The 20917-nt window shown below is 63.5% G+C and carries 27 protein-coding genes and 1 tRNA gene; 23 read left to right on the plus strand and 5 right to left on the minus strand.

The features are described 5' to 3' along the window. Positions 1-107 precede the first annotated feature (107 nt). Positions 108-620 carry a CIA30 family protein gene (locus GRB80_RS04460; protein WP_161422676.1) on the minus strand — a complete coding sequence of 171 codons (513 nt, stop codon included), beginning with the start codon at positions 618-620 and terminating at the stop codon, positions 108-110. A gap of 145 nt (positions 621-765) precedes the next feature. On the opposite strand from GRB80_RS04460, the gene GRB80_RS16520 reads away from it, so the two are divergent. The 5 genes from GRB80_RS16520 to GRB80_RS04485 all read left to right on the plus strand — a co-directional run bounded on the left by GRB80_RS16520 (position 766) and on the right by GRB80_RS04485 (position 2639). Further along, on the plus strand, positions 766-990 hold the full coding sequence (locus GRB80_RS16520) for a 3'-5' exonuclease (protein WP_161422677.1): 225 nt from the start codon (positions 766-768) through the stop codon (positions 988-990). A 117-nt stretch (positions 991-1107) separates the two neighbouring features. After that, positions 1108-1365 (plus strand): hypothetical protein, encoded by a 258-nt coding sequence (locus GRB80_RS16660; protein WP_474098014.1) that lies wholly within the window; start codon positions 1108-1110, stop codon positions 1363-1365. A 69-nt stretch (positions 1366-1434) separates the two neighbouring features. Further along, a complete protein-coding gene (locus tag GRB80_RS04475) occupies positions 1435-1698 on the plus strand; it encodes a hypothetical protein (protein ID WP_161422678.1) in 264 nt (87 codons plus the stop codon). Further along, positions 1695-2222: a helix-turn-helix transcriptional regulator gene (locus tag GRB80_RS04480; protein ID WP_161422679.1), complete on the plus strand. Its 528-nt coding sequence runs from the start codon at positions 1695-1697 to the stop codon at positions 2220-2222. Before GRB80_RS04475 ends, GRB80_RS04480 begins: the two co-directional genes overlap by 4 nt. Before the next feature lie 180 nt (positions 2223-2402). Next, on the plus strand, positions 2403-2639 hold the full coding sequence (locus tag GRB80_RS04485) for a hypothetical protein (protein WP_161422680.1): 237 nt from the start codon (positions 2403-2405) through the stop codon (positions 2637-2639). Positions 2640-2827: 188 nt separating this feature from the next. Here GRB80_RS04485 and GRB80_RS04490 read toward each other — a convergent pair. Then, positions 2828-2904 (minus strand) — tRNA-Pro (locus GRB80_RS04490). Positions 2905-3114: 210 nt separating this feature from the next. Between GRB80_RS04490 and GRB80_RS04495 the strand changes: the two genes are divergently transcribed. Both GRB80_RS04495 and GRB80_RS04500 read left to right on the plus strand, forming a co-directional pair. Further along, positions 3115-3474: a CidA/LrgA family protein gene (locus GRB80_RS04495; RefSeq protein WP_161422681.1), complete on the plus strand. Its 360-nt coding sequence runs from the start codon at positions 3115-3117 to the stop codon at positions 3472-3474. Continuing rightward, positions 3471-4205, plus strand: a complete 735-nt coding sequence (locus GRB80_RS04500) for an LrgB family protein (RefSeq protein WP_161422682.1) — start codon at positions 3471-3473, stop codon at positions 4203-4205. Before GRB80_RS04495 ends, GRB80_RS04500 begins: the two co-directional genes overlap by 4 nt. 55 nt (positions 4206-4260) lie before the next feature. On the opposite strand, the gene GRB80_RS04505 is transcribed toward GRB80_RS04500, so the two are convergent. After that, positions 4261-4590 (minus strand): hypothetical protein, encoded by a 330-nt coding sequence (locus GRB80_RS04505; RefSeq protein WP_132041126.1) that lies wholly within the window; start codon positions 4588-4590, stop codon positions 4261-4263. 151 nt (positions 4591-4741) lie between these two features. On the opposite strand from GRB80_RS04505, the gene GRB80_RS04510 reads away from it, so the two are divergent. The 5 genes from GRB80_RS04510 (at position 4742) to GRB80_RS04530 (ending at position 9370) form a co-directional block, all read left to right on the plus strand. Then, positions 4742-4915 (plus strand): DUF2970 domain-containing protein, encoded by a 174-nt coding sequence (locus tag GRB80_RS04510; RefSeq protein WP_161422683.1) that lies wholly within the window; start codon positions 4742-4744, stop codon positions 4913-4915. Positions 4916-5071: 156 nt separating this feature from the next. Then, on the plus strand, positions 5072-6190 hold the full coding sequence (gene coxB, locus GRB80_RS04515) for a cytochrome c oxidase subunit II (RefSeq protein ID WP_161422684.1): 1119 nt from the start codon (positions 5072-5074) through the stop codon (positions 6188-6190). Between the two features lie 59 nt (positions 6191-6249). Continuing rightward, a complete protein-coding gene (ctaD, locus tag GRB80_RS04520) occupies positions 6250-7881 on the plus strand; it encodes a cytochrome c oxidase subunit I (protein ID WP_132041123.1) in 1632 nt (543 codons plus the stop codon). Positions 7882-7916: 35 nt separating this feature from the next. Beyond that, complete coding sequence (locus tag GRB80_RS04525) at positions 7917-8516, plus strand: cytochrome c oxidase assembly protein (protein ID WP_161422685.1); 600 nt, start codon at positions 7917-7919, stop codon at positions 8514-8516. Next, positions 8513-9370: a cytochrome c oxidase subunit 3 gene (locus GRB80_RS04530; protein WP_132041121.1), complete on the plus strand. Its 858-nt coding sequence runs from the start codon at positions 8513-8515 to the stop codon at positions 9368-9370. The genes GRB80_RS04525 and GRB80_RS04530 overlap by 4 nt, the downstream gene beginning before the upstream one ends. A 112-nt stretch (positions 9371-9482) precedes the next feature. On the opposite strand, the gene GRB80_RS04535 is transcribed toward GRB80_RS04530, so the two are convergent. Continuing rightward, a complete protein-coding gene (locus tag GRB80_RS04535; protein ID WP_132041120.1) occupies positions 9483-9674 on the minus strand; it encodes a DUF2909 family protein in 192 nt (63 codons plus the stop codon). On the opposite strand from GRB80_RS04535, the gene GRB80_RS04540 reads away from it, so the two are divergent. The 4 genes from GRB80_RS04540 to cyoE all read left to right on the plus strand — a co-directional run bounded on the left by GRB80_RS04540 (position 9673) and on the right by cyoE (position 13075). Then, complete coding sequence (locus tag GRB80_RS04540; RefSeq protein WP_161422686.1) at positions 9673-10401, plus strand: SURF1 family protein; 729 nt, start codon at positions 9673-9675, stop codon at positions 10399-10401. The two genes, GRB80_RS04535 and GRB80_RS04540, sit on opposite strands and share 2 nt — an antisense overlap. Beyond that, on the plus strand, positions 10398-10946 hold the full coding sequence (locus GRB80_RS04545; protein ID WP_237561922.1) for a hypothetical protein: 549 nt from the start codon (positions 10398-10400) through the stop codon (positions 10944-10946). Before GRB80_RS04540 ends, GRB80_RS04545 begins: the two co-directional genes overlap by 4 nt. 115 nt (positions 10947-11061) lie before the next feature. Continuing rightward, on the plus strand, positions 11062-12129 hold the full coding sequence (locus tag GRB80_RS04550) for a COX15/CtaA family protein (protein ID WP_161422687.1): 1068 nt from the start codon (positions 11062-11064) through the stop codon (positions 12127-12129). Further along, on the plus strand, positions 12122-13075 hold the full coding sequence (gene cyoE, locus GRB80_RS04555; protein WP_161422688.1) for a heme o synthase: 954 nt from the start codon (positions 12122-12124) through the stop codon (positions 13073-13075). Before GRB80_RS04550 ends, cyoE begins: the two co-directional genes overlap by 8 nt. 151 nt (positions 13076-13226) lie before the next feature. On the opposite strand, the gene GRB80_RS04560 is transcribed toward cyoE, so the two are convergent. Continuing rightward, positions 13227-14714: an SLC13 family permease gene (locus GRB80_RS04560; RefSeq protein ID WP_161422689.1), complete on the minus strand. Its 1488-nt coding sequence runs from the start codon at positions 14712-14714 to the stop codon at positions 13227-13229. 240 nt (positions 14715-14954) lie between these two features. Between GRB80_RS04560 and GRB80_RS04565 the strand changes: the two genes are divergently transcribed. From GRB80_RS04565 to pheS, 7 genes are all read left to right on the plus strand, one after another. Then, complete coding sequence (locus tag GRB80_RS04565) at positions 14955-15422, plus strand: DUF2489 domain-containing protein (protein WP_132041115.1); 468 nt, start codon at positions 14955-14957, stop codon at positions 15420-15422. Positions 15423-15681: 259 nt separating this feature from the next. Continuing rightward, positions 15682-16329, plus strand: coding sequence for an OmpA family protein (locus tag GRB80_RS04570; RefSeq protein ID WP_161422690.1), 648 nt, complete (start codon positions 15682-15684; stop codon positions 16327-16329). A gap of 261 nt (positions 16330-16590) precedes the next feature. Next, positions 16591-18510 (plus strand): threonine--tRNA ligase, encoded by a 1920-nt coding sequence (gene thrS, locus GRB80_RS04575; protein WP_161422691.1) that lies wholly within the window; start codon positions 16591-16593, stop codon positions 18508-18510. Positions 18511-18521: 11 nt separating this feature from the next. Further along, positions 18522-19064 carry a translation initiation factor IF-3 gene (gene infC / locus GRB80_RS04580; RefSeq protein WP_306766891.1) on the plus strand — a complete coding sequence of 181 codons (543 nt, stop codon included), beginning with the start codon at positions 18522-18524 and terminating at the stop codon, positions 19062-19064. 113 nt (positions 19065-19177) lie between these two features. Next, the gene (gene rpmI, locus GRB80_RS04585) at positions 19178-19372 is read left to right on the plus strand and encodes a 50S ribosomal protein L35 (RefSeq protein WP_132041111.1); all 195 of its coding nucleotides are present in this window, start codon (positions 19178-19180) and stop codon (positions 19370-19372) included. 37 nt (positions 19373-19409) lie between these two features. Further along, on the plus strand, positions 19410-19763 hold the full coding sequence (gene rplT / locus GRB80_RS04590) for a 50S ribosomal protein L20 (protein WP_013332273.1): 354 nt from the start codon (positions 19410-19412) through the stop codon (positions 19761-19763). Between the two features lie 126 nt (positions 19764-19889). After that, positions 19890-20909 (plus strand): phenylalanine--tRNA ligase subunit alpha, encoded by a 1020-nt coding sequence (pheS, locus tag GRB80_RS04595; RefSeq protein ID WP_132041110.1) that lies wholly within the window; start codon positions 19890-19892, stop codon positions 20907-20909. The last annotated feature ends 8 nt before the right edge of the window (positions 20910-20917 follow it).

Consider the following 20917-nt stretch of genomic DNA (forward strand, 5'->3'; position numbering starts at 1 on the left):
TGCCTTGAAGTAACACTTTTTAGCTGACCCTCCATGATACCGTTTTAAATAAAAAGTAGCTAATTTTGTAAGTTTTAGGCGTGTTAAAAAGTGGCGTAAAAGAGATGTTATTTACTTTCCTGGCCGTTCATCTCCCCGATCCACGCCACCTCCAGCCGAAAGGGCCCCGACCGCCGGTCGGCGATAAGCAACCCCACCTGCCGGAGCGCCGCGGGATCGAGCGGCGGGGCGTCCTCCAGTCGCCGACCGCGGAACACCGCCTCGAACGCGTGCCAGGGCAGGGCAAGGCGTTGCCACTCGCCGGTGGGGGGCTGGAACAGCGCCCGATAGGCGGCGCCCTCGAACAGTTGGTTGGTGCGCAGGCGCAGCTGGTAGCAGCGGCCGTCGCCGCGCACATGGAGCACCAGGCCCGGAGCGCCGCTCAGGTCCATGGCCTCGCGTTCGCGGCGAACCGAAGCGAAACCGCCGTTGTTCTCCAGGGACGTCTCGCCACTGAACACCCCGACGCCGTCTTGCACCTGCAGGTTGCCGCGGGAGATGCCGCCCATCACATCATCGTTGATGGCCCGCCAGCGCTTGGCCTCGGCCGCGTGTTGAAAGTCGATCAGGTGTGCCGTCATGGGGGAACCTCGGGGTCGCGTGTCACCTGATGCCCAGTTTGCCTGTCGAGACACTCGCTGTCTTCCGGGGTGTCATCGTTGCACAGTTCGAAAAGAGCAGCGCCAGCGGGCCGGGCTCGCACCGAGTTCGGCCGGCTGCTTCCGGGTGCTTCAAGCCGCGGCTACCCAGTACCAGTACAATGCGGTGTTTGTGGCTTCTGCCAATCGCGGCTTGGTGCCGCTGGCGCCGGTGCTTCAATCAGCCGCCGATGCCGTGACTACTCGTCGCCAGCGTGAGAATGAGGAGCGAGCGCTGCTCTATGTCAGCCTGACGCGTGCCAGAAAGCTGGCGTTTGTCTTCGGCTACGGGCAGATGAGCGAGTGGTTTTGATCGGCACCGCGGTGGTGTTACTGGAAGGCTTGCTATGATTCGTCGGTCTGCTGATCCTCAGCAGGCTTCTGATTGTGAGTATTCTGCTTGGGTGCTCGCTTCGTGCATGGCGGCATCATGCCCCAGGAGATCGTCGTGCCGGTGCTCACCGTCAAGCACCTGCGCGGGGAAGAAGATCGAGAAGCGCACCCGCCGCAACGTAGACGTGATCTCGCCCAAGGCCTCGCTGAAGATGGTCAACAATATCCAGAGCTTCGAGCTGCTGCAGACCGAGGCGGTCTCCAGCGAGAAAACGGTGACCTTCGACAGCACCAGCGGGCGCATGAAGTCCGTGCACCTGTCGCTGTCGGGTACCGACTTAGATCGCGAGTGTGACTACTTTCTTCCAAAGTTGTCAATTGACAACTTTGGCGACGAATGCCTAAGCTACTTGCAGGAGACACGATGACCCGTCCACGACACAGCAAGAAGGACATCGAGGCGGCGCTGGTCCATGCCGAGGCGCAGGGCTGGCGGATTGAACTCGCTTCGGATCATGCCTGGGGCCGGCTGTACAGCCCGCACAACGATAGCGAGTGCCGCTGCGGAGAGTTCTGCATCGTAAGCGTGAGGAGCACACCGAAGAACCCCGCCAATCATGCCCGGCAACTGCGCCGCGTGGGCGACAACTGCACGGGGGGCACATCCTCCGAGGAGGACGAGACATGACGACCTACGACTTTACCCTCAAGTTTGCGGTTCCCGATGACCTGGGCATGGAGGCGCTGGAATTCCGTCTCTTCGAGGCGGGCTGTGACGATGCCTTGATAGGCGTTGGCCTGAAGGGGCGTTTGGCCCTGGAGTTTTCCCGTGAGGCGGTGTCGGCCCAAGAGGCGATTACCAGCGCCATGGCGGATGTGAAGCGCGCGATCCCCGAGGCACGTCTGATCGAGGTGGGGCCTGACCTGGTTGGGGTCACTGATATTGCCGAGCTACTGGATTTTACCCGCCAGAACATGCGCAAGCTGCTGCAAACGCACCTGGCGACCTTTCCGCTGCCGCTGCATGAGGGGCGTGCCTCGCTATGGCACCTGGCCGAGGTGCTGGACTGGTTCCAGACCCATCAGCGCAGGAAGATCGACGACGCCCTGCACGAGGTGGCGCAGGCCAGCATGCAGGCCAATGTGGCTCGTGAAAGCCGCCGGGTGCCGGCGGAACATATCCGCCACTTCGATGATGCCCTGGTGTCATAAATGACCAATCCGGTGGAACCCGTTCGAATGGAAGTGCTCCCCCAACGTCAGCTCTGACGAGCCTGCTGACCTCAACACCCACTTCGCCGGGCGGGTAGTGCGCAAGGACCTGACCCAGCGGGACAAGGCGCTGGGGGTAGAGTAATCCCCCTTACTGACAACTATTCCGGAGAGAGCCTCGTGAACACCGAACCCGAACTCATTCAGAGCCCCCTGAGCCAGACCATTATCCGTGACGGCCATACCCTACAGGTAGATATCTACCGCCTGGAGGAGGAGCCCGACTGGCTGCTGGAAGTCGTCAACGAGGATGGCACCTCCCATGTGTGGGATGATCGGTTTCCCACCGATCAGGCCGCCCTGGATGCGGTGCATGAGGCGATCGATGATGAGGGTATCGCGGCCTTCCTGGATTGATGATTTGGCCTAGAGCACGCGAAAGATAGAGGAGGAAGGAGAGGGGGAGGGGGGAAGTAATAGGGTGTTGGCCGTCCACCTCCCTTGGCTTATTGATCTCGCCTGGAACCTATATGGAACCCACGGGAGCCACAACGAAAAACCGCCACTCGGCATGACCCGTTAGTGGCGGTTTCTCTTGATGTTTCTGGTCGGAGCGACAGGATTCGAACCTGCGACCTTTGCAACCCCATTGCAACGCGCTACCAAGCTGCGCCACGCTCCGACTCGCGTTTTCGGTTTCCTGACCGTCTGGCCTGTGCCCCGAGAACGAGGCGTATACTAGCGCGTTAGCTGGCAAATGAAAAGCCCCTTTTGCACTTTCTTTTCAGATGCTTGGGTTGGGAGCGCTGGGGCGTGTCGCGATGATGCTCTATGATGTCGGCGGTTTGTGCCGGGTATCGGGCGTTGTCGGGGTCGCAGAGGGGGAGTTGCCGTGCCGTTGATCATGGGGATGAGTGTGTTGTTGGCTTGCCAGTTCCTGGGGGAGCTGGTAGCGCGTGGGCTGACGCTGCCGATACCGGGGCCGGTGATTGGCATGGTGATCCTGCTGATTGGGCTGATGGTGAATGGCAAGGTGCCCAGGAGCCTGCGCATGACAGGGGAGGGTCTGCTGCGCTACCTGACCCTGCTGTTCGTTCCGGCGGGGGTGGGGCTGATGGTGCACTTCACGCTGATCGGACGGGATCTGTGGCCGATCCTGATCACCCTGGTGGTGTCCACGGGGTTGACCCTGGCCGCGACTGCCTGGGGACTGGATCGGCTAAACCGTCGCCGGGGAGGGGAGTCGCGATGAGCCTGGCGACGCTGGACCAGCTGTGGGTCTATCTCTCCGGGAACCCGCTGCTCTCGCTGCTGATGACGCTGCTGATGTTCAGCCTGGCGGTGCGCATCAACACGGCTCTCGGCGGCACGCCACTGCTGCACCCGGTAACGCTCGCCATCGTCATGCTGATCGGCCTGCTGCTGCTGGTGGATATGGATTACGCCACCTATTTCGAGGGGGCGCAGTTCATCCACTTCCTGCTGGGGCCGGCCACCGTGGCACTGGCGATCCCCCTGTATGACCATCGTGAGCGGGTCAGGCGGCTGCTGGTGCCACTGCTGCTGGCCTGTCTGCTGGGCATCGTCACGGCGGTGGCCAGCACCCTGGGCATTGCCCTGGCACTGGGAGCGCGCCTGGAAACGGTGCTCTCCCTGGCGCCGCGTTCGGTGACATCTCCCATCGCCATGGGGATCGCCGAGCAGATCGGAGGCATTCCTTCGCTGGCGGCGGGCCTGGTGCTGCTGACGGGATCCATCGGCTGTGCATTGTCGCCCTGGATATTTCGTCTGTTGCGGATCCAGGATCCGGTGGTGCAGGGGTTTGCCCTGGGGCTGTCGGCGCATGGCTTCGGCACGGCCCAGGCGTTTGCGCGGATCGGCGCCGTGGCCGGGGCCTTCTCGGGCCTGGCCATGGGGCTGACGGGGCTGCTTACGGCGTTTCTGCTGCCGCTGATCACGCGTCTCTTCGGGCTGGGGAACTGAAAAGGCGCCCGATCGGGGGCGCCTGAGTAGGGTGGTGTCGGTCGCTGCTGGGTGGCTAGATCTCCTCCCATATCCGTTTGCGAAAATCATGGCTGAGCTTGGTGGCGTGCTCCAGGCGCTTCATCTGGGCGTTGCTCACCTCCTTCACCAGCTTTTCATAGCAGGCCTGCACCTCCTCTGGAGTAGTGGGCTGTGGCCCGTCGAAGCACTCGGCGATTCTCTCACCGCTCTCGGCGATGGCCTTCAGGAACTCGGCTTCGAACTGCAGTGCCTCGGCGAGGCCTTCCATCCAGGCCAGTTGGGTGCGTGCCATGGGGTTGGCACCCTTGGTCCACTGCTGCTGCCACCATTCAAGCATCGGGTTGGAGAAGGGGTTCTGGGACATGACGATCTCCTGGTCACTACGCCAGCGGCTGGTTGATACGGCATACGCCTCGTGATGTTGACTAGAGTATAGGAGACCGTAGGCGGGAGGGCGGCGCTGGAGCGCTGCCCTTGTTAGTTGAGTTCAGGGTGCATGTCAGGGAGCGAGTGCGATGTGGAGCGTGGTCAAGTCGGTACTGGCGGCCTTCTTCGGCGTACAGAAGGATGCCCAGCGTCGGGAGGACTTCGAGGAGGGGCATCCCGTGGCGTTCATCGCCGTGGGAATCCTGATGGGATTGGTGTTCGTGGCGGTCGTTGCATTCATCGCCGTGTCGGCGGCGCGTTGAAAAAGGCGTTGGCGGTGGGCGAGGGCGCGACCGTTGGCCGCAGTGTGGGTGTCTACACTTCCTTACAGAAATAGCTGAATCGAACGACCATCCGCGTGCGGATAGCGCGTGAGACGACAATAACAAGTCACGATAACCAGCAAGGAGGAGGCGCCGATGCGCACGTTCATCGTGTGGACAGCAGGTTGCCTGGTCGTCCCCCTGATGACGACGCTGGCCATGGCCAATGGCTGGAACATGCCGGTGGGGGTGACCGATGTGAGTCGTGAGGTCCACTCCCTGCATATGACCATCTTCTGGATCTGTGTGGTCATCGGCGTGATCGTGTTCGGGGCGATGTTCTACTCCCTGTTCCGCTTTCGCCACTCCAAGGGGGCCAAGGCGGCGCATTTCCATGAGCACCCCCTGGTCGAGGTGATCTGGACGGCGATTCCACTGCTGATCCTGATCGGCATGGCGGTACCCGCCACGGCCACCCTCAAGAAGATGTATGACCCCTCCGATGCCGATCTGGATGTGATGATTACCGGCCAGCAGTGGCGCTGGCACTACGAGTATCTCGGCGAGGATGTCGCCTTTACCTCCAATCTCGGCACTCCCCGCGAGACGATTCGTGGCAAGGGGGAGCGCGGCGAGCATTATCTGCTCGAGGTCGATGAGCCGCTGGTGCTGCCCGTGGATCGCAAGGTGCGCTTCCTGATGACCTCCGATGATGTCATTCACTCCTGGTGGGTGCCGGATCTGGCCGTCAAGCAGGACACCATTCCCGGCTTCGTCAACGAGAACTGGGTGCGGATCAATGAGCCAGGCGTCTATCGCGGCCAGTGTGCCGAGCTGTGCGGTATCAACCACGGCTTCATGCCGATCGTGTTGCAGGCGCTGGAGGAGGAGGAGTTCGATGCCTGGCTGGCCGAGCGCAAGGAGGCGGCCGCTCAGGAGGCCTCCGGTGTCGACCGCGAATGGAGCCTGGACGAGCTGATGGCGCGTGGCGAACAGAGCTACAACGCGGTGTGTGCCTCCTGCCACCAGCCCGATGGCAGTGGCAACCCGCCGGCCTTCCCGGCCCTGGCGGGCAACCAGGCACTGATGGAGGAGCGCGAGCGACATATCGAGACCGTGGTCAACGGGGTCTCGGGTGCCGCCATGCCAGCCTTCCGTAACACCCTGAGTCCGGTGGAGGTTGCCGCCGTGATCACCTACGAACGCAACGCCTGGGGCAACGAGACCGGCGATGTGGTTCAGCCGTCGGAGATCGCCGAGCGGCTGGAAGAGTAGGTCGGCCGCGGTATTCCCAAGCGATCAGACAAGAACAGCGACAATCAGGGAGAGTGACCATGGCGCCCAAGCTGCCCCTGCATCACCCCGTCGAGCAGAGCTCTACCGCCAGTGCCGGTGGCCAGGCGGCACACTCGGCCCCGCCCCGTGGCCTGATGCGCTGGCTGCTGACCACCAATCACAAGGAGATCGGCAGCCTCTATCTGATCTTCTCGCTGACGATGTTCTTTATCGGCGGAGTCTTTGCGCTGGTGGTGCGCGCCGAGCTGTTCCAGCCGGGGCTGCAGCTGGTGGAGCCGGAGTTCTTCAATCAGATGACCACCATGCATGGTCTGATCATGGTGTTCGGTGCGATCATGCCCTCCTTCGTGGGGCTGGCCAACTGGATGATCCCCCTGCAGATCGGCGCGCCGGACATGGCCCTGCCGCGGCTGAACAACTTCAGCTTCTGGCTGCTGCCGGTGGCTTTCACGCTGCTGCTGAGCACCCTGTTGATGCCCGGCGGTGGCCCCAACTTCGGCTGGACCTTCTACGCGCCGCTCTCCACCACCTATGCGCCACCTTCCACCACCTTCTTTATCCTCTCGCTGCATATCGCCGGTATCAGCTCGATCCTCGGCGCCATCAATATCATCGCCACGGTGCTTAACCTGCGCGCGCCGGGCATGCGGATGATGGACATGCCGCTGTTCTGCTGGACCTGGTTGATCACCGCCTTCCTGTTGATCGCGGTGATGCCGGTGCTGGCCGGGGCGGTAACCATGATGTTGATGGATATCAACTTCGGCACCAGCTTCTTCAATGCCGCCGGTGGCGGGGATCCGGTGCTCTTTCAGCATCTGTTCTGGTTCTTCGGGCATCCCGAGGTCTACATCATGATCCTGCCCGCCTTCGGGATCGTTTCGGCGATCATCCCCACCTTCTCGCGCAAGCGGCTGTTCGGGTACGCCTCCATGGTCTATGCCACCGGGGCCATCGCCATCCTGTCGTTCATGGTCTGGGCGCACCATATGTTTACCGTGGGCCTGCCGCTGACCGCCGAGCTATTCTTCATGTACACCACCATGCTGATCGCGGTGCCCACCGGGGTGAAGGTGTTCAACTGGGTGGCGACCATGTTCCGCGGCTCGATCAGCTTCGAGCCGCCGATGCTGTTCGCCCTGGCCTTCGTGGTGCAGTTCACCATCGGCGGGTTCTCGGGGCTGATGCTGGCCATCTCGCCGGCGGACTTCCAGTATCACGACACCTACTTCGTGGTGGCGCACTTCCACTATGTGTTGGTGCCGGGAGCGCTGTTCGCGATTCTGGCCGCGGCCTACTATTGGCTACCCAAGTGGACTGGCCACTATCCCAATCTGAAGCTGGCCCAGTGGCACTTCTGGCTCTCGGTGATCGGCGTCAACCTGACCTTCTTCCCCATGCACTTCTCGGGACTTGCCGGCATGCCACGGAGGATTCCCGATTACGCCTTGCAGTTCGCGGACTTCAACCTGGCATCCAGCCTGGGCGCCTTTCTGTTCGGCGCCTCCCAGCTGCTCTTCGTATGGCTCATCATCAAGTGCGTGCGCGGTGGCGAGAAGGCCCCGGCCAAGGCCTGGGAGGGCGCCGAGGACCTCGAGTGGAGCGTGCCGAGCCCGGCACCGCTGCACACCTTCGAGCATCCGCCCACCTTTCGGCATGACGAGAAGTAGCGGCGGCGTCTCTAGCGACTAGCGGGGAGAGGGATATGGAGGAGCGTCAGCAGTGCGGCAGTCAGAGAGCCCGAGGGGTCAGGCGAACCGTGGCCCGAACCCTCTTCGCCCTGGCCGGCATGTTCGTCTTCGCCTTCGCCCTGGTACCTCTCTACGACGTCTTCTGCGAAGTGACCGGGCTCAATGGCAAGGTGGACACCCAGGGCCAGGCACTGGTCGCGGAGGAGGTCGATCAGACCCGCGCGGTGACCGTGCAGTTCGTGACGCGCACCAGTGCCGGCCTGCCATGGAACCTCGAGGTGGAGACGCGTCAGATTCGCGTGCACCCCGGGCAGAGTACCGAGGTCGGCTTCGCCTTCCACAACACGGCAGACAGCGCCGTCTGGGGGCGGGCCGTGCCCAGCGTGACGCCGGCCCGCGCCAACCTGCATCTGCGCAAGCTGGCGTGCTTCTGTTTCGAGGAGCAACGCCTGCAGGCGGGGGAGCGGATCGAGCTACCGCTGATCTTCCAGCTGACCCGGGACCTGCCTGCCGACGTCAATACCGTAACCCTGGTCTATACCCTGTATCCGGTTGACCGTGACGAGGCGGCGCTTCAGGCACGCGCCGACGGCGACAAAGGAGGTGAGGCATGAGTGGTGGCAGCTACTACGTACCCCCAACCAGCAAGTGGCCGGTGCTCGGCTCGCTGGCGCTGGGTCTGATGTTGATCGGTTTCGGGATGATCCTGGTGTATGGGCTGAACGGCGTCATGATGGCGGCCGGTTTCGTGGCGCTCCTGGCCGTGATGGGGTTGTGGTTTCGCGACGTGATCAGGGAGTCACGCGGGGGGCTCTACGATGCCCAGATGGATCGCTCCTTCCGTCAGGGCATGGCCTGGTTCATCTTCTCCGAGGTGATGTTCTTCGCCGCCTTCTTCGGCGCGCTCTTCTATGTGCGTACCTTCGCGCTGCCATGGCTGGATGGGGAGGGCGCCAAGGGGGTGGCGGCCCTGCTGTGGCCGGAGTTTACCGCCAGCTGGCCGCTGCTGGAGCCGCCCGGCGATGTGGCGGGGCCGCGGGAGGTGTTGAGCCCCTGGCAGTTGCCGCTGGTGAATACCCTGATCCTGGTGGGGTCCAGCATCACGCTGACCGTGGCCCACGAGGGGTTGAAGGAGGGCATGCGCGAGACCACGCGTAACTGGCTGCTGGTGACCGTGCTGCTGGGTCTGAGCTTCATCGTCATTCAGGGGGTCGAGTACTACGAGGCCTATTACCACTACGGGATTACCCTGGAGGCGGGCATCTATGGTTCGACCTTCTTCCTGCTGACCGGCTTCCACGGGGCCCACGTGATCATCGGAGCCACCATCCTGGCGGTGATGCTGTTGCGGATCCTGCGCGGTCACTTCGCCGCGGAGAATCACTTCGGCTTCGAAGCGGCCTGCTGGTACTGGCACTTCGTGGATGTGGTATGGGTCGGTCTCTTTCTGTTCGTCTATGTTTTCTGAAGCTCGTTTTCTGAAGCTCGTTTTCTGACGCCAGCTTTCTGACGCCAGCTTTCTGAAAGCCGTCTTCCGAGCCTCTGAGGCTTTGTCTTCAAGACGATCGCGATGGTCGGGTTCAGCCCAGATTGCCGGCGTAGAAGCCATAGAAGAGCAGGGACAGCAGGATGGCGGCGAGGGCCACCCGCAGCTTGAGGGAGACCAGCAGCCGTCGCGAGGTGGCATCGTCGCGCAGCAGGAAGCCGGCGCCGGCGGCGAGGCTGGTCACCATGGCCAGGAATACCAGGGCAATCAGGATCTTGAGAAGCATGGCGCACTCCTTGGATATGAAGGTTTTCCAGCATGCCCGCCCAGGGCGGTGGCGGCAACGCCTGTGGTGGACGCTCTGGTCCCTGCTGGTCGTGCTGGGGGTGGCGCTGGGGGCGTGGCAGTGGGAGCGTGGCGAGCAGAAGCGTGCCTACCTGGCGCAGTTGGAGGCGGCACCGGCACTTGTCGACCCCCGAGAGGTTCCCCCCGAGGGGAGTCGGCTGACGCTGTCCGGCGAATACCTGGCCGACAAGACCCTGTTTCTGGATAACCGCACCCACGAGGGACGCCTGGGGGTGGCACCCCTGACGCCACTGCGTGGCGATGATGGTCACGTCTGGCTGGTGCAGCGTGGCTTCCTGGAGACCGGCACCAGCCGTGCCGACCCCGAAGTGGCGACACCCAAAGGGCGGGTCACCCTGCGCGGCCGCTGGCAGGCGGCTGGGGATGGCGCTCCGCTGTTCGGACCCAATCGTGAGGGCGCCAGGCTTCAGCGCATCGAACTCGATGCCTGGTCGCTCGACTTCGCCCATGCCGGCTGGCTGCACCTTGAGGAGGGCCCCGGTGCGCTGCCCGGCTGGTGGTCACCGAGCGTCATGCCACCGAGTCGCCATGTCGGCTATGCCGTGCAGTGGTGGGGGCTGGCGCTGGCGGCGTTGGTGGTGATGGTGCTCGGTGGCCGGTGCATGGGGCGGCATCCCGATGAGATACCCGCGGAGGATCGATCATGACGATGGCCCATGCCACCCCCTATGGACGGCTCAAGCTGGCGGCGCTGCTGCTGTTTCTCTCGCTGCCGGTGCTGGTGGCCACGGTGATGGCGTTGTGGCGTGTCGGCATTCCCGAGGGGCGAACCGCGCATGGCGAGCTGGCGCCAGAGGTGCCGGTGCTGGCCGATTGGCCGCTGGCCACGCCGATGGCGCCCATGGTCTCCGGTGATTGGGTCCTGGCGTTCGACTGCGGCGAGCGCTGTGACGAACTCAGCGATCAGTGGTGGCGGCTGCATCGCGCACTGGGTAGCGACGCGCCGAGGGTCAGCCGGCTGCGCGTGGGTGGCGTTGGCGATGCGCTGCCCGGGGCGGTGGTTGGGCAGTGGGTCGAACGCCCCACCTGGCTCGAGTCGGACCGGGTATGGGTGATCGATCCGCGCGGTCAGGTGGTGCTCGGCTATGAGCCCGAGGCGGACCCCTATGCGGTCAAGGCAGACCTGGAGCGTCTGCTGCGCATGAACCCGGAGGCCCCCTGGCAGGCTGACCAGGAACTGGCGGGGCGCTGAGCCCGCGGGGCAAGGTGAGGGTTGGCGATGCAGGCAGCACATCGGCGGGTGGCACGGCTCAAGGGGCCGGGACGCTGGCGGGCACTGAGCCCGGACACATAGAGGAGGGGTGGCGATGCAGGCAGCACATCGGCGGTTGGCACTGCTCAAGGCGTTGAGTCTGGCGGGTGTGGTGTTCACGGTGGGGGTGATACTGCTGGGCGCCTGGACGCGCCTGGTGGATGCCGGCCTGGGTTGCCCGGACTGGCCGGGCTGCTACGGTGCCCTGGTGGTGCCCGACGAAGGACAGGCGCTGGCGCACAGCCCGAACTCGCCCCTGGAGAGCGCCAAGGCCTGGATGGAGATGATCCATCGCTATGTGGCCTCCGCTCTGGGCCTGCTGGTGATCGCCCTGGTGGTGCTGGGCTGGTCACTCAGACGCCATGCCGACTATCCCTGGTGGGTCTCGCTGGGGCTGCTTGGGCTGATCATGGTGCAGGGGGCGTTCGGTGCCTTCACCGTGACGCTGAAGCTGTGGCCCCAGGTGGTGACGCTGCATCTGCTCGGCGGGCTTGGCGTGATGCTGGTGTTTCTCTGGCTGCATCTGCGCCTGCGCCGCTGTGCCAGTGGGAATCTGACCCTGGGTGGCGTGGCCCCGCCCCGTCGTCGTCTCACCCCGCTATGGGGACTGGCCGCGGTGCTGCTGGTGATCCAGCTGGCCCTGGGGGGCTGGGTCTCGAGCAACTATGCCGGCATCGCCTGCCAGGGCTTCCCCACCTGTAACTCCCAGTGGTGGCCGGCCCTGGACTGGAGCGAGGGGTTTCATCTGACCCAGAGCGTCGGGCCCAACTATCTGCATGGGCAGTTGCATGCCGAGGCGCGCAGCGCCATCCAGGTGGGGCACCGTCTGGGGGCGTTGGCGCTGGGCCTCGCGGTTCTGGCGCTGTGGGCCCGCTACCGGCGCGAGAGAGCGCTGCGGGGGCCCCTGGTGGGGCTGGTGCTGGCCTATGCCGGGCAGTTCTCCCTGGGGGTCGCCAATGTGTTGATGTGGCTGCCGCTATGGCTGGCGCTGCTGCATACGGCGGGGGCCGTGGCGCTGGTCTTGAGTCTGGCGTTGGCCGCCTGGCGATGGCGCTCTCTCGAACCCATCTCGACCCGTTCACAACCCATAACGCAGCAGAAGAAGGAGTGGGTCCATGTCTGATTCACTGACCACCGAGATCCGCGTCACCGAGCTCGCCTCCCCTTCGCTGGGCAGCTGGGGCTGGCGAGATCTGGTTACCCTGTGCAAGCCACGCGTGGTGCTGGTGATGCTGGTGTGTGCCCTGGTCGGCATGGCGTTGGCGCGGCCGGTGTTGCCGTCGCTTGGGGTCGTCTTCTTCGGCCTGGCGGGCATCGGCCTCACCGCCTGTGGTGCGGCCGCCTTCAACCATGTGGTCGACAGGCGACTCGATGCCATGATGCTGCGCACCGCGCGGCGGCCGCTGGCCACCCGACGCATGCCGGGCAGCATCGCCCTGGCCTGGGCCACACTGCTGTCGCTGGCCGGCCTTGGCCTGCTGGTGTGGCAGGTCAATGGACTGACCGCCTGGTTGACCCTGGGGTCACTGATCGGCTATGCGCTGGTCTACACGACCTTCCTCAAGCATGCCACGCCCCAGAATATCGTGATCGGTGGGCTGGCCGGTGCCGCACCGCCGCTGCTGGGCTGGACGGCAGTCACCGGCCAGGTGGGACCCGAGCCATTGCTGCTGGTGTTGATCATCTTCGCCTGGACGCCACCGCATTTCTGGGCGCTGGCGCTGCACAAGCGCGATGAGTATGCGCGTGCCGGGGTGCCGATGCTGCCCGTTACCCACGGCGTGGCCTTCACCCGCCTGCAGGTATGGCTCTACGGCTGGCTGACCGTGGCGGTAACGCTACTACCATTCGTGATCGGCATGAGTGGTGCGGTTTATCTGGTGGGGGTGATGGCGCTCAATGCGCGCTTCATGTTCTGGAACTACCGCGTCTGGCGGGGGCAGGACCCCAGGGCGCCACTGGCCGCGTTCTGGTTCTCGATCCGCTATATCCTGGGGCTGTTCGGCGTGCTGCTGCTGGACCACTACGCCCAGGCCTGGACGCTGTGGCTGGCGCCGGCGATCCAGTAGTCGGGGAGTGGTGCCGTCGTGGTATTGATGCGACCCCGAGAAACGACACGGGCCCGGCGATTGCCGGGCCTGTGGCGTGTTGGCCTGGTGGCTGTTTATCAGAACTGGTTTACCAGGGCGGGGCTGTCAGAGCAGAGCTACCAGAGCAGAGCTACCAGAGCAGGATGACCAGCAGGTAGGCCATCACGGTGACCACCACGCTGCCGACCAGGTTCAGGGCGAAGCCGGCCCGGATCATCGACTGTATCTTCATATGCCCGGTGCCGAAGACGATGGCATTGGGTGGCGTGGCCACCGGCATCATGAAGGCACAGCTGGCAGCGATGGCGGCCGGCACGGTGACCAACAGCGGTGAGATCTCCAGCGATAGCGCCAGGGCGCCCAGCAGCGGCAGGAAGGCGGCGGCGGTGGCGGTGTTGGAGGTCACCTCCGTCAGGAAGATGATCACCAATACCACGATGCCGATCATGGCTAGCAGCGGCAGGGTGCCGAAGATGCCCAGCTGGCCGGCGATCCACTCCGCCAGGCCGGTACGGGTGATGGTACCGGCCAGGGCCAGACCGCCCCCGAACAGCAGCAGGATGCCCCAGGGGACCTGTTGCGCATCATCCCAGGCCAGGAGACGTTCGCGGGATTGCCTCCCGCTCGGGATCAGAAACAGCGCAATGCCGGCCGCGATGGCGATGCCGGTGTCGGTCAACCAGGGCAGCCCGACGTCGTTGAGCAGCGGGCGTGCCACCCAGGCGATGGCGGCCAGAGAGAACAGCACCGCCACGCGGCGCTCGGCGGAGGACATCGGGCCGAGGTTGGCAAGCTCGGTATCGATCATCCCGGCGCTGAGATTGGCTGAATCGTGGCTAGCCGAATCCTGGTGGGTCGGATCGAGCTTGAAGCCACGTCGTGTCAGCCACCACCAGGTCGCCACCATCATGGTGATGCTGATCGGCAGACCCACCAGCATCCACTGAGCGAAGCCCAGATCGATGCCGCGGTCCTCGGCCAGGTAGCCGGCCAGCAGCGCATTGGGTGGCGTGCCGATCAGGGTGGCGACACCACCGATGCTGGCCGAGTAGGCGATGGCCAGCAGCAGGGCGGTCGCGTAACGGCGCAGCTCCTCGGGGTCACTATCGCCGAGCAGGCTGATCACCGACATGCCGATGGGCAGCATCATGATCGAGGTGGCGGTATTCGACACCCACATGCTGAGAAAGCCGGTGGCGACCATGAAACCGGCGATCTGCCTGCGCGGCTGGTGCCCCACCAGCTTGAGCACGTGCAGGGCGAGGCGGCGATGCAGGTCCCAGCGCTGCATGGCGATGCCGAGCAGGAAGCCACCCAAAAACAAGTAGATGATCGGGTTGGCATAGCTGGCAGTCGCCTCTCCCATGCTACCCAGCCCCAGTGCCGGTACCAGCACCATGGGCAACAGCGAGGTGGCGGGAATCGGGATGGCCTCGGTCGACCACCAGGCGGCCATCCACAGTGCCATGCCGACACAGGCCCAGGCCGCCGGCGGCATCTGGGCGGGGGGCGGTAATAGCAGGGTGAGCAGCAACAGGGCGGGGCCGAGCCACAGGCCGATTCTGGCGGCGAGGGCGGGCGGCGCCGGTGCCCTGGACGAGCTGGAGTGATCGGGCATGGCGGATTCCAGTACCGGGTGAGTGCAGTGAAAGGTTGAGTGCCTGGCGATTGAGTGTCTGGCGATAAGGCGGCCGCATTGTACTCAAGAATCTTCTGTAACGTCAGAGGCATGCGCCGCCGGGCTTGGGGTCTAGAAACGTTGGGTTCGAGACCAGTTGGGGTCGCGGCACGTTGGGGTCGCGGCCCGCAAGGGGGTAGAATCGTACGCCCACTTTCTGTCATGCCATGGTGATACTCGATGAGCTCCACCACCGCCCTGATTCTTGCCGGCCTAGCCCTGGTCGTCATCGCCGGCCTCGGCGCCTATGCCTTTACCCTCTGGCGCGAGGTTCGGCGGCGGCGGGCCAGGCAGCAGGATGAACTGCGTCGGGCCCATGAAAATTGTCTGGAGAACCTGGAGCTGGTGGCCTCGGCACTGCTTCAGGAGCAGGTGGATATCACCGAGGGTGCCTGGCGTTGCAAGGTGCTGCTCGAGATCCTCGACTCACGGCTGCTGGAGCGTGAGAGCTTTCGCCCCTTCGGCGAGGTCCATGCACGGACTCGCCACCTTCATACCCATGAAGCCCGCAAGGCGCTGACCCCCAAGGAGCGCTTCAAGGAGGACAAGGAGCGCTTTGCGGTCGAGGAGGAGCATCGCGATGCCGTTCTCGAAGCCGCCCGCGCCGCGCTGGTCTTCCGGCGCGACTGGCCGGCGAGCCTGCATTGAGAGTTAGGCACGCCAGCAACCTTTATCGAACACTGTGCGATAGCGCCAGGTTTTGCTAGTCTATCCCTAGACGATTGAACAATCTGCCGAGCTGCTGCAAGCTTGGCGCGTGTTGGGGTCGGTGAATACCCTAAGGGTGTGCCGTGCCACAGCATCTGTGTTGCAACGAAGAGTGCCACACACGATCGTCGGGATCATCTGGGAGGCGGCAAGCAGTTGCCTACCCTGGAGCGATAAAAGAAAAGAGAAGGAGTTTCACATGAAGAAGTCCACGACTGGCTTGCTGCTCGGTTCTGCTCTGGTGGTCGGCCTTGCAGGCTGCGCCACCCCGAATACGACCCCGTCCTCCGACAAGCCCTGGTATCAGCAGCCGGTGACCTGCGGTATCGCCGGTGCTCTGATCGGCGGTGGTATCGGTTATGCCACCAGCGGTGAGTCCGATGAGGAAACCGGTGCTGCCGTTGGCGCTACCTCCGCCGCTGCCATCGGCGCCCTGCTGTGCGCCGATTCGCCGGAGCCGGTGGCCGAGCCCGCGCCGATGCCGGAGCCCGAGCCCGAGCCCGTGTTTGTGCCGGTGACCCTGCAGAGCGATGTGACCTTTGCTTTCGACTCCGCCGAGCTGCGTCCCGGCGCCGCGTCCGAGCTGAACCAGGTCGCCAGCACCCTCAACGACAATCCCGAGGTTCGTGTGACCATCGCCGGTCATACCGACGCCATCGGTACCAACGAGTACAACCTGGAGCTCTCCAAGGATCGTGCCGACTCCGTGCGTGACTACCTGATGAGTCAGGGCGTTGCCGGTGATCGCATGAACACCGTGGGTTACGGTGAAGAGCGCCCGGTCGCCACCAACGAGACCGACGCGGGGCGTGCCATGAACCGTCGCGTGGAGATCATGAGCCAGTAACGACTGGATTCATGTTGACGGCGGGCTCAGGCTCGCTTGCAGGGGCGCCTCAGGGCGCCCCTGTTGCGTCGCTACAGTGGCGCCACAAGTGGTGCTTTGTTATCGTGGCGCGTCATCCGGCACGGTCCGGCACCGTCTCGCCAGCGGCACTTCTTGTTTACGGCGATGGCCGGGCTCCGGCTGACAAGTACCTATTCACTCTTTGTTCACTGCGACATGTGGTCTTTCGTATGGGCCACCACTGCGCGAAAGGACCCCTTCATGCCAATCGTGACCCTGCCTGACGGCAGCCAGAGACGCTTCGATGCCCCGCTGAGCGTGATGCAACTGGCCGAAGACATCGGCCCAGGACTCGCCAAGGCCTGTGTGGCCGGCAAGATCGACGGTGTGCCGGTGGATGCCGCCGATATCATCGATCGTGATGCCGAGGTGGCAATCCTTACCGCCAAGGACCCCGAGGGTCTGGAGGTGGTGCGTCACTCCTGTGCCCACCTGATCGGTCACGCCGTCAAGCAGCTCTATCCCGATGCGAAGATGGCCATAGGGCCGGTCATCGATGATGGCTTCTACTACGATATCGATTTCGGTCGCTCGGCGACCCCGGACGACCTCGAAGCCATCGAGCAGCGCATGAAGGCGCTGATCGACAAGGGCTATGAGGTGGTCCGTGAGTACGTCGACCGCGATAAGGCGATGCTTGCCTTCCTGCACCGCGATGAGCCCTACAAGCAGGAGATCGTGCGGGAGATTCCCGAAGGGGAGACGATCCGTCTCTATCACCATGAAGAGTATGTCGACATGTGCCGGGGGCCACATGTGCCCAATACCCGGCATCTGAAATCATTCAAGTTGACCAAGCTGGCCGGTGCCTACTGGCGTGGTGATGCCACCAAGCCCATGCTGACGCGCATCTATGGCACCGCCTGGCCCGACAAGAAGCAGCTCAAGGCCTATCTCAAGCGTCTCGAGGAGGCGGAGAAGCGCGATCACCGCAAGCTGGCTCGCAAGATGGATCTCTTCCACCTCCAGGAAGAGGCGCCGGGGATGGTGTTCTGGCACCCCAACGGCTGGACCATGTATCAGGCGCTCGAGCAGTATATGCGCCGGGTGCAGGTCGAGAATGGCTACCAGGAGATCAAGACCCCCCAGGTGGTGGATCTGTCGCTGTGGAAGAAGTCCGGTCACTGGGGACACTACAGCGAGCTGATGTTCACCACCGAGTCGGAGAAGCGCGATTACGCCATCAAGCCCATGAACTGTCCCTGCCACGTGCAGGTGTTCAATCAGGGTCTCAAGAGCTATCGGGATCTGCCGCTGCGCCTGGCGGAGTTCGGCAGCTGCCATCGCAACGAACCCTCCGGTTCCTTGCATGGTCTGATGCGGGTGCGTGGCTTTACCCAGGATGACGCCCACATCTTCTGTACGGAAAAGCAGATTCAGTCCGAGGCCGAGGCATTTATTGCCCTGACCCTCAAGGTTTACAAGGACCTCGGCTTTGATGAAGTAGAGCTCAAGCTGTCGACGCGTCCCGATGACTTCATGGGCGAGGCGGAGCTGTGGGATCGCGCCGAGGCGGGTCTCGAGGCCGCGCTCGACTCCACCGGCCTCAAGTGGGAACTTCAGCCAGGCGAGGGTGCCTTCTACGGTCCCAAGATCGAGTTCTCCCTGCGCGACTGCCTCAATCGGGTCTGGCAGTGTGGTACCCTGCAGCTCGACTTCAATCTGCCGGGACGTCTGGGGGCTCAGTTCGTCGATGAGGATGGCGCCCGCAAGACGCCGGTAATGCTGCACCGTGCGATTCTTGGCTCATTCGAGCGCTTCCTGGGGATCCTGATCGAGCATCACGCCGGCGCCATGCCGCTCTGGCTGGCTCCCCAGCAGGTGGCGATCCTCAATATCACCGACTCCCAGCGTGATTTTGTGCTGGAGCTGGAGCGTCGGCTGCAGAAATTCGGCCTGCGCGTCAAGGCGGACTTGAGGAATGAGAAGATCGGCTTTAAAATCCGGGAGCATACCTTGCAGAAAGTTCCCTATCTCCTGGTGGTAGGAGATAAGGAAGTCGAAGCCGATTCGGTCGCCCTGCGTACGCGCAGTGGTGAAGATCTGGGCACCATGACGGTCGATGACCTCATGGCGCGCCTCGGTGAAGAGCTCGGTGAGAGACATTCGTCAATTGCCTAAGGAGACGGAACATCAAGCGTAGCAACCCAAGAGGGCGCGTACAGGATAAGCGCCCCCCGATGAACGAGCGTATTACCGATGATCAGGTTCGCCTGATCGACAGCGACGGCGAGCAATTGGGGGTAGTGCCCACCAGCGAGGCGCTGGAGCGTGCCGAAGCCGCCGGTATGGATCTCGTGCAGATCTCCAATGCCGATCCGATCGTTTGCAAGATCATGGATTACGGCAAGTTCGTCTTCGAGCAAAAGAAGCAGAAGTCTGCCCAGAAGAAGAAGACGAAGCAGATTCAGGTCAAGGAAGTGAAGTTCCGGCCTGGCACCGACGAGGGTGACTATCAGGTCAAGATGAAGAACCTGACGCGTTTCCTCGAAGCGGGCGACAAGGGCAAGGTCACGCTGCGTTTCCGCGGTCGTGAAATGGCGCATCAGGACATCGGTCGCAAGCTGATGGAGCGGATCGCTGCCGACCTTGAAGAACTCGGGAGTGTCGAATCCTTCCCGAAGATGGAAGGTCGTCAGATGATCATGATCATCGCGCCCAAGAAGAAGCAGTAAGCGGTACCAGCAGTATCAAAAGAAGTGATCCGGTGGCCGGTTCAACGGGCGCAAGGTGTCATGCCTTGCGTCGGCCTCGGGTTTTCTGAAGAACCTCGAGCGGAGTTATTCTCATGCCGAAGATCAAGAGCAACAGCGGCGCTGCCAAGCGCTTCAAGAAGACGGCCAACGGCTTCAAGCACAAGCAGTCGTTCCGTAGCCACATCCTGACCAAGAAGTCCACCAAGCGTAAGCGTCAACTGCGTGGCATGAAGCAGATTCACGACGCGGACAAGCCGCTCATTCAGCGGATGCTGCCCAACCTGTAAGCCCCTTGGTAGACCCATTTTTCGTCAGGAGTAAGCTATGACTCGTGTCAAGCGGGGCGTCGTCGCCCGTCGCCGTCACAAGAAGATTCTCAAGCAGGCCAAGGGTTACTATGGTGCCCGGAGCCGCGTCTTTCGCGTCGCCAAGCAGGCGGTCATCAAGGCAGGCCAGTACGCCTACCGCGACCGTCGCCAGCGCAAGCGTCAGTTCCGTGCCCTGTGGATCCAGCGTATCAACGCCGGTGCTCGCCAGCACGGTCTGTCCTATAGCCGCTTCGTCGGTGGCCTGAAAAAGGCCGGGATCGAGATCGACCGCAAGGTCCTGGCTGACCTGGCCGTCAACGAGAAGGCAGCCTTCGCTGCCATCGTCGAGAAGGCCAAGGCTGCCCAGTAAGAGACAGCGTCATTTTCGGCCACCCGGCTGTTGCCGGGTAGCCGTAGACGTCGCAGGGGAAGAGCAGCCGCTCTTCCCCTGTTTTTTTAGCCCTGTGTTTTACGTATCGAATTCGGAGCGCAACGGATGGACCACCTTCCCAACCTGGTCACCGAGGCCCGCGAGGCGATCCAGGCCGCCGATAGTATTCCGGCACTGGACGAGCTGCGCGTGCGCTACCTCGGCAAGAAGGGCGAGATCACCGCGCTGCTCAAGGGGCTGGGCAAGCTGCCCGCCGCCGAGCGCCCGGCTGCCGGCGAGCGCATCAACGAGGCCAAGCAGGCCCTGGGGGCGGAGCTTGAGTCGCGCAAGGCCACGCTCGAGAAGGCCGCCCTTGAAGCGCGTCTCGCCGCCGAACGGCTCGATGTGACCCTCCCCGGGCGTGGTCAGCCCAGCGGTGGGCTGCACCCGGTGACCCGCACCCTGGAGCGCATCGAGGGCCTGTTCACACGCGTTGGTTATGACGTTGCGGTGGGCCCCGAGATCGAGGATGACTACCACAACTTCGAGGCGCTCAATATCCCCGCCCATCACCCGGCGCGGGGCATGGCCGACACCTTCTATTTCGACGCTACCCGGCTGCTGCGAACCCACACCTCGCCGGTTCAGGTGCGCACCATGAAGCAGGGCAGTCTGCCGATTCGTATCGTCTGCCCCGGGCGGGTCTACCGCAGCGACTCGGATCTCACCCATACCCCGATGTTCCACCAGGTGGAGGGGTTGCTGGTGGATGAGGGGGTGAACTTCGCCGATCTCAAGGGCACGATCGAGGACTTCCTGCACGCCTTCTTCGAGCGTGATGATCTCTCGGTGCGCTTCCGCCCCTCCTACTTCCCCTTCACCGAGCCCTCCGCCGAGGTCGATATCCAGTGCGTGATGTGCACAGGCGAGGGGTGTCGGGTGTGCGGCCAGAGCGGCTGGCTGGAAGTGATGGGCTGCGGCATGGTGCACCCCGAGGTGTTCCGGCACGCCGGCATCGACAGCGAGCGCTATACCGGCTTCGCCTTCGGCATGGGAGCCGAGCGCCTGGCGATGCTGCGCTATGGGGTCAACGACCTGCGACTGTTCTTCGACAACGACCTGCGCTTCCTGCGCCAGTTCGCCTGATCGTCCAC

This window comes from Halomonas icarae, from assembly GCF_009901955.1.
GTDB lineage: Bacteria > Pseudomonadota > Gammaproteobacteria > Pseudomonadales > Halomonadaceae > Halomonas > Halomonas icarae.

Bases quoted from the DNA above. Each gene is read 5' to 3' on its own strand.
- GRB80_RS04460 (WP_161422676.1), bottom strand. From the start codon at position 620: ATGACGGCACACCTGATCGACTTTCAACACGCGGCCGAGGCCAAGCGC.
- GRB80_RS16660 (WP_474098014.1), top strand. From the start codon at position 1,108: ATGCCCCAGGAGATCGTCGTGCCGGTGCTCACCGTCAAGCACCTGCGC.
- GRB80_RS04475 (WP_161422678.1), top strand. From the start codon at position 1,435: ATGACCCGTCCACGACACAGCAAGAAGGACATCGAGGCGGCGCTGGTC.
- GRB80_RS04480 (WP_161422679.1), top strand. From the start codon at position 1,695: ATGACGACCTACGACTTTACCCTCAAGTTTGCGGTTCCCGATGACCTG.
- GRB80_RS04500 (WP_161422682.1), top strand. From the start codon at position 3,471: ATGAGCCTGGCGACGCTGGACCAGCTGTGGGTCTATCTCTCCGGGAAC.
- GRB80_RS04505 (WP_132041126.1), bottom strand. From the start codon at position 4,590: ATGTCCCAGAACCCCTTCTCCAACCCGATGCTTGAATGGTGGCAGCAG.
- GRB80_RS04510 (WP_161422683.1), top strand. From the start codon at position 4,742: ATGTGGAGCGTGGTCAAGTCGGTACTGGCGGCCTTCTTCGGCGTACAG.
- coxB (WP_161422684.1), top strand. From the start codon at position 5,072: ATGCGCACGTTCATCGTGTGGACAGCAGGTTGCCTGGTCGTCCCCCTG.
- ctaD (WP_132041123.1), top strand. From the start codon at position 6,250: ATGGCGCCCAAGCTGCCCCTGCATCACCCCGTCGAGCAGAGCTCTACC.
- GRB80_RS04525 (WP_161422685.1), top strand. From the start codon at position 7,917: ATGGAGGAGCGTCAGCAGTGCGGCAGTCAGAGAGCCCGAGGGGTCAGG.
- GRB80_RS04530 (WP_132041121.1), top strand. From the start codon at position 8,513: ATGAGTGGTGGCAGCTACTACGTACCCCCAACCAGCAAGTGGCCGGTG.
- GRB80_RS04540 (WP_161422686.1), top strand. From the start codon at position 9,673: ATGGCGCACTCCTTGGATATGAAGGTTTTCCAGCATGCCCGCCCAGGG.
- GRB80_RS04535 (WP_132041120.1), bottom strand. From the start codon at position 9,674: ATGCTTCTCAAGATCCTGATTGCCCTGGTATTCCTGGCCATGGTGACC.
- GRB80_RS04545 (WP_237561922.1), top strand. From the start codon at position 10,398: ATGACGATGGCCCATGCCACCCCCTATGGACGGCTCAAGCTGGCGGCG.
- GRB80_RS04550 (WP_161422687.1), top strand. From the start codon at position 11,062: ATGCAGGCAGCACATCGGCGGTTGGCACTGCTCAAGGCGTTGAGTCTG.
- cyoE (WP_161422688.1), top strand. From the start codon at position 12,122: ATGTCTGATTCACTGACCACCGAGATCCGCGTCACCGAGCTCGCCTCC.
- GRB80_RS04560 (WP_161422689.1), bottom strand. From the start codon at position 14,714: ATGCCCGATCACTCCAGCTCGTCCAGGGCACCGGCGCCGCCCGCCCTC.
- GRB80_RS04565 (WP_132041115.1), top strand. From the start codon at position 14,955: ATGAGCTCCACCACCGCCCTGATTCTTGCCGGCCTAGCCCTGGTCGTC.
- GRB80_RS04570 (WP_161422690.1), top strand. From the start codon at position 15,682: ATGAAGAAGTCCACGACTGGCTTGCTGCTCGGTTCTGCTCTGGTGGTC.
- thrS (WP_161422691.1), top strand. From the start codon at position 16,591: ATGCCAATCGTGACCCTGCCTGACGGCAGCCAGAGACGCTTCGATGCC.
- rpmI (WP_132041111.1), top strand. From the start codon at position 19,178: ATGCCGAAGATCAAGAGCAACAGCGGCGCTGCCAAGCGCTTCAAGAAG.
- rplT (WP_013332273.1), top strand. From the start codon at position 19,410: ATGACTCGTGTCAAGCGGGGCGTCGTCGCCCGTCGCCGTCACAAGAAG.
- pheS (WP_132041110.1), top strand. From the start codon at position 19,890: ATGGACCACCTTCCCAACCTGGTCACCGAGGCCCGCGAGGCGATCCAG.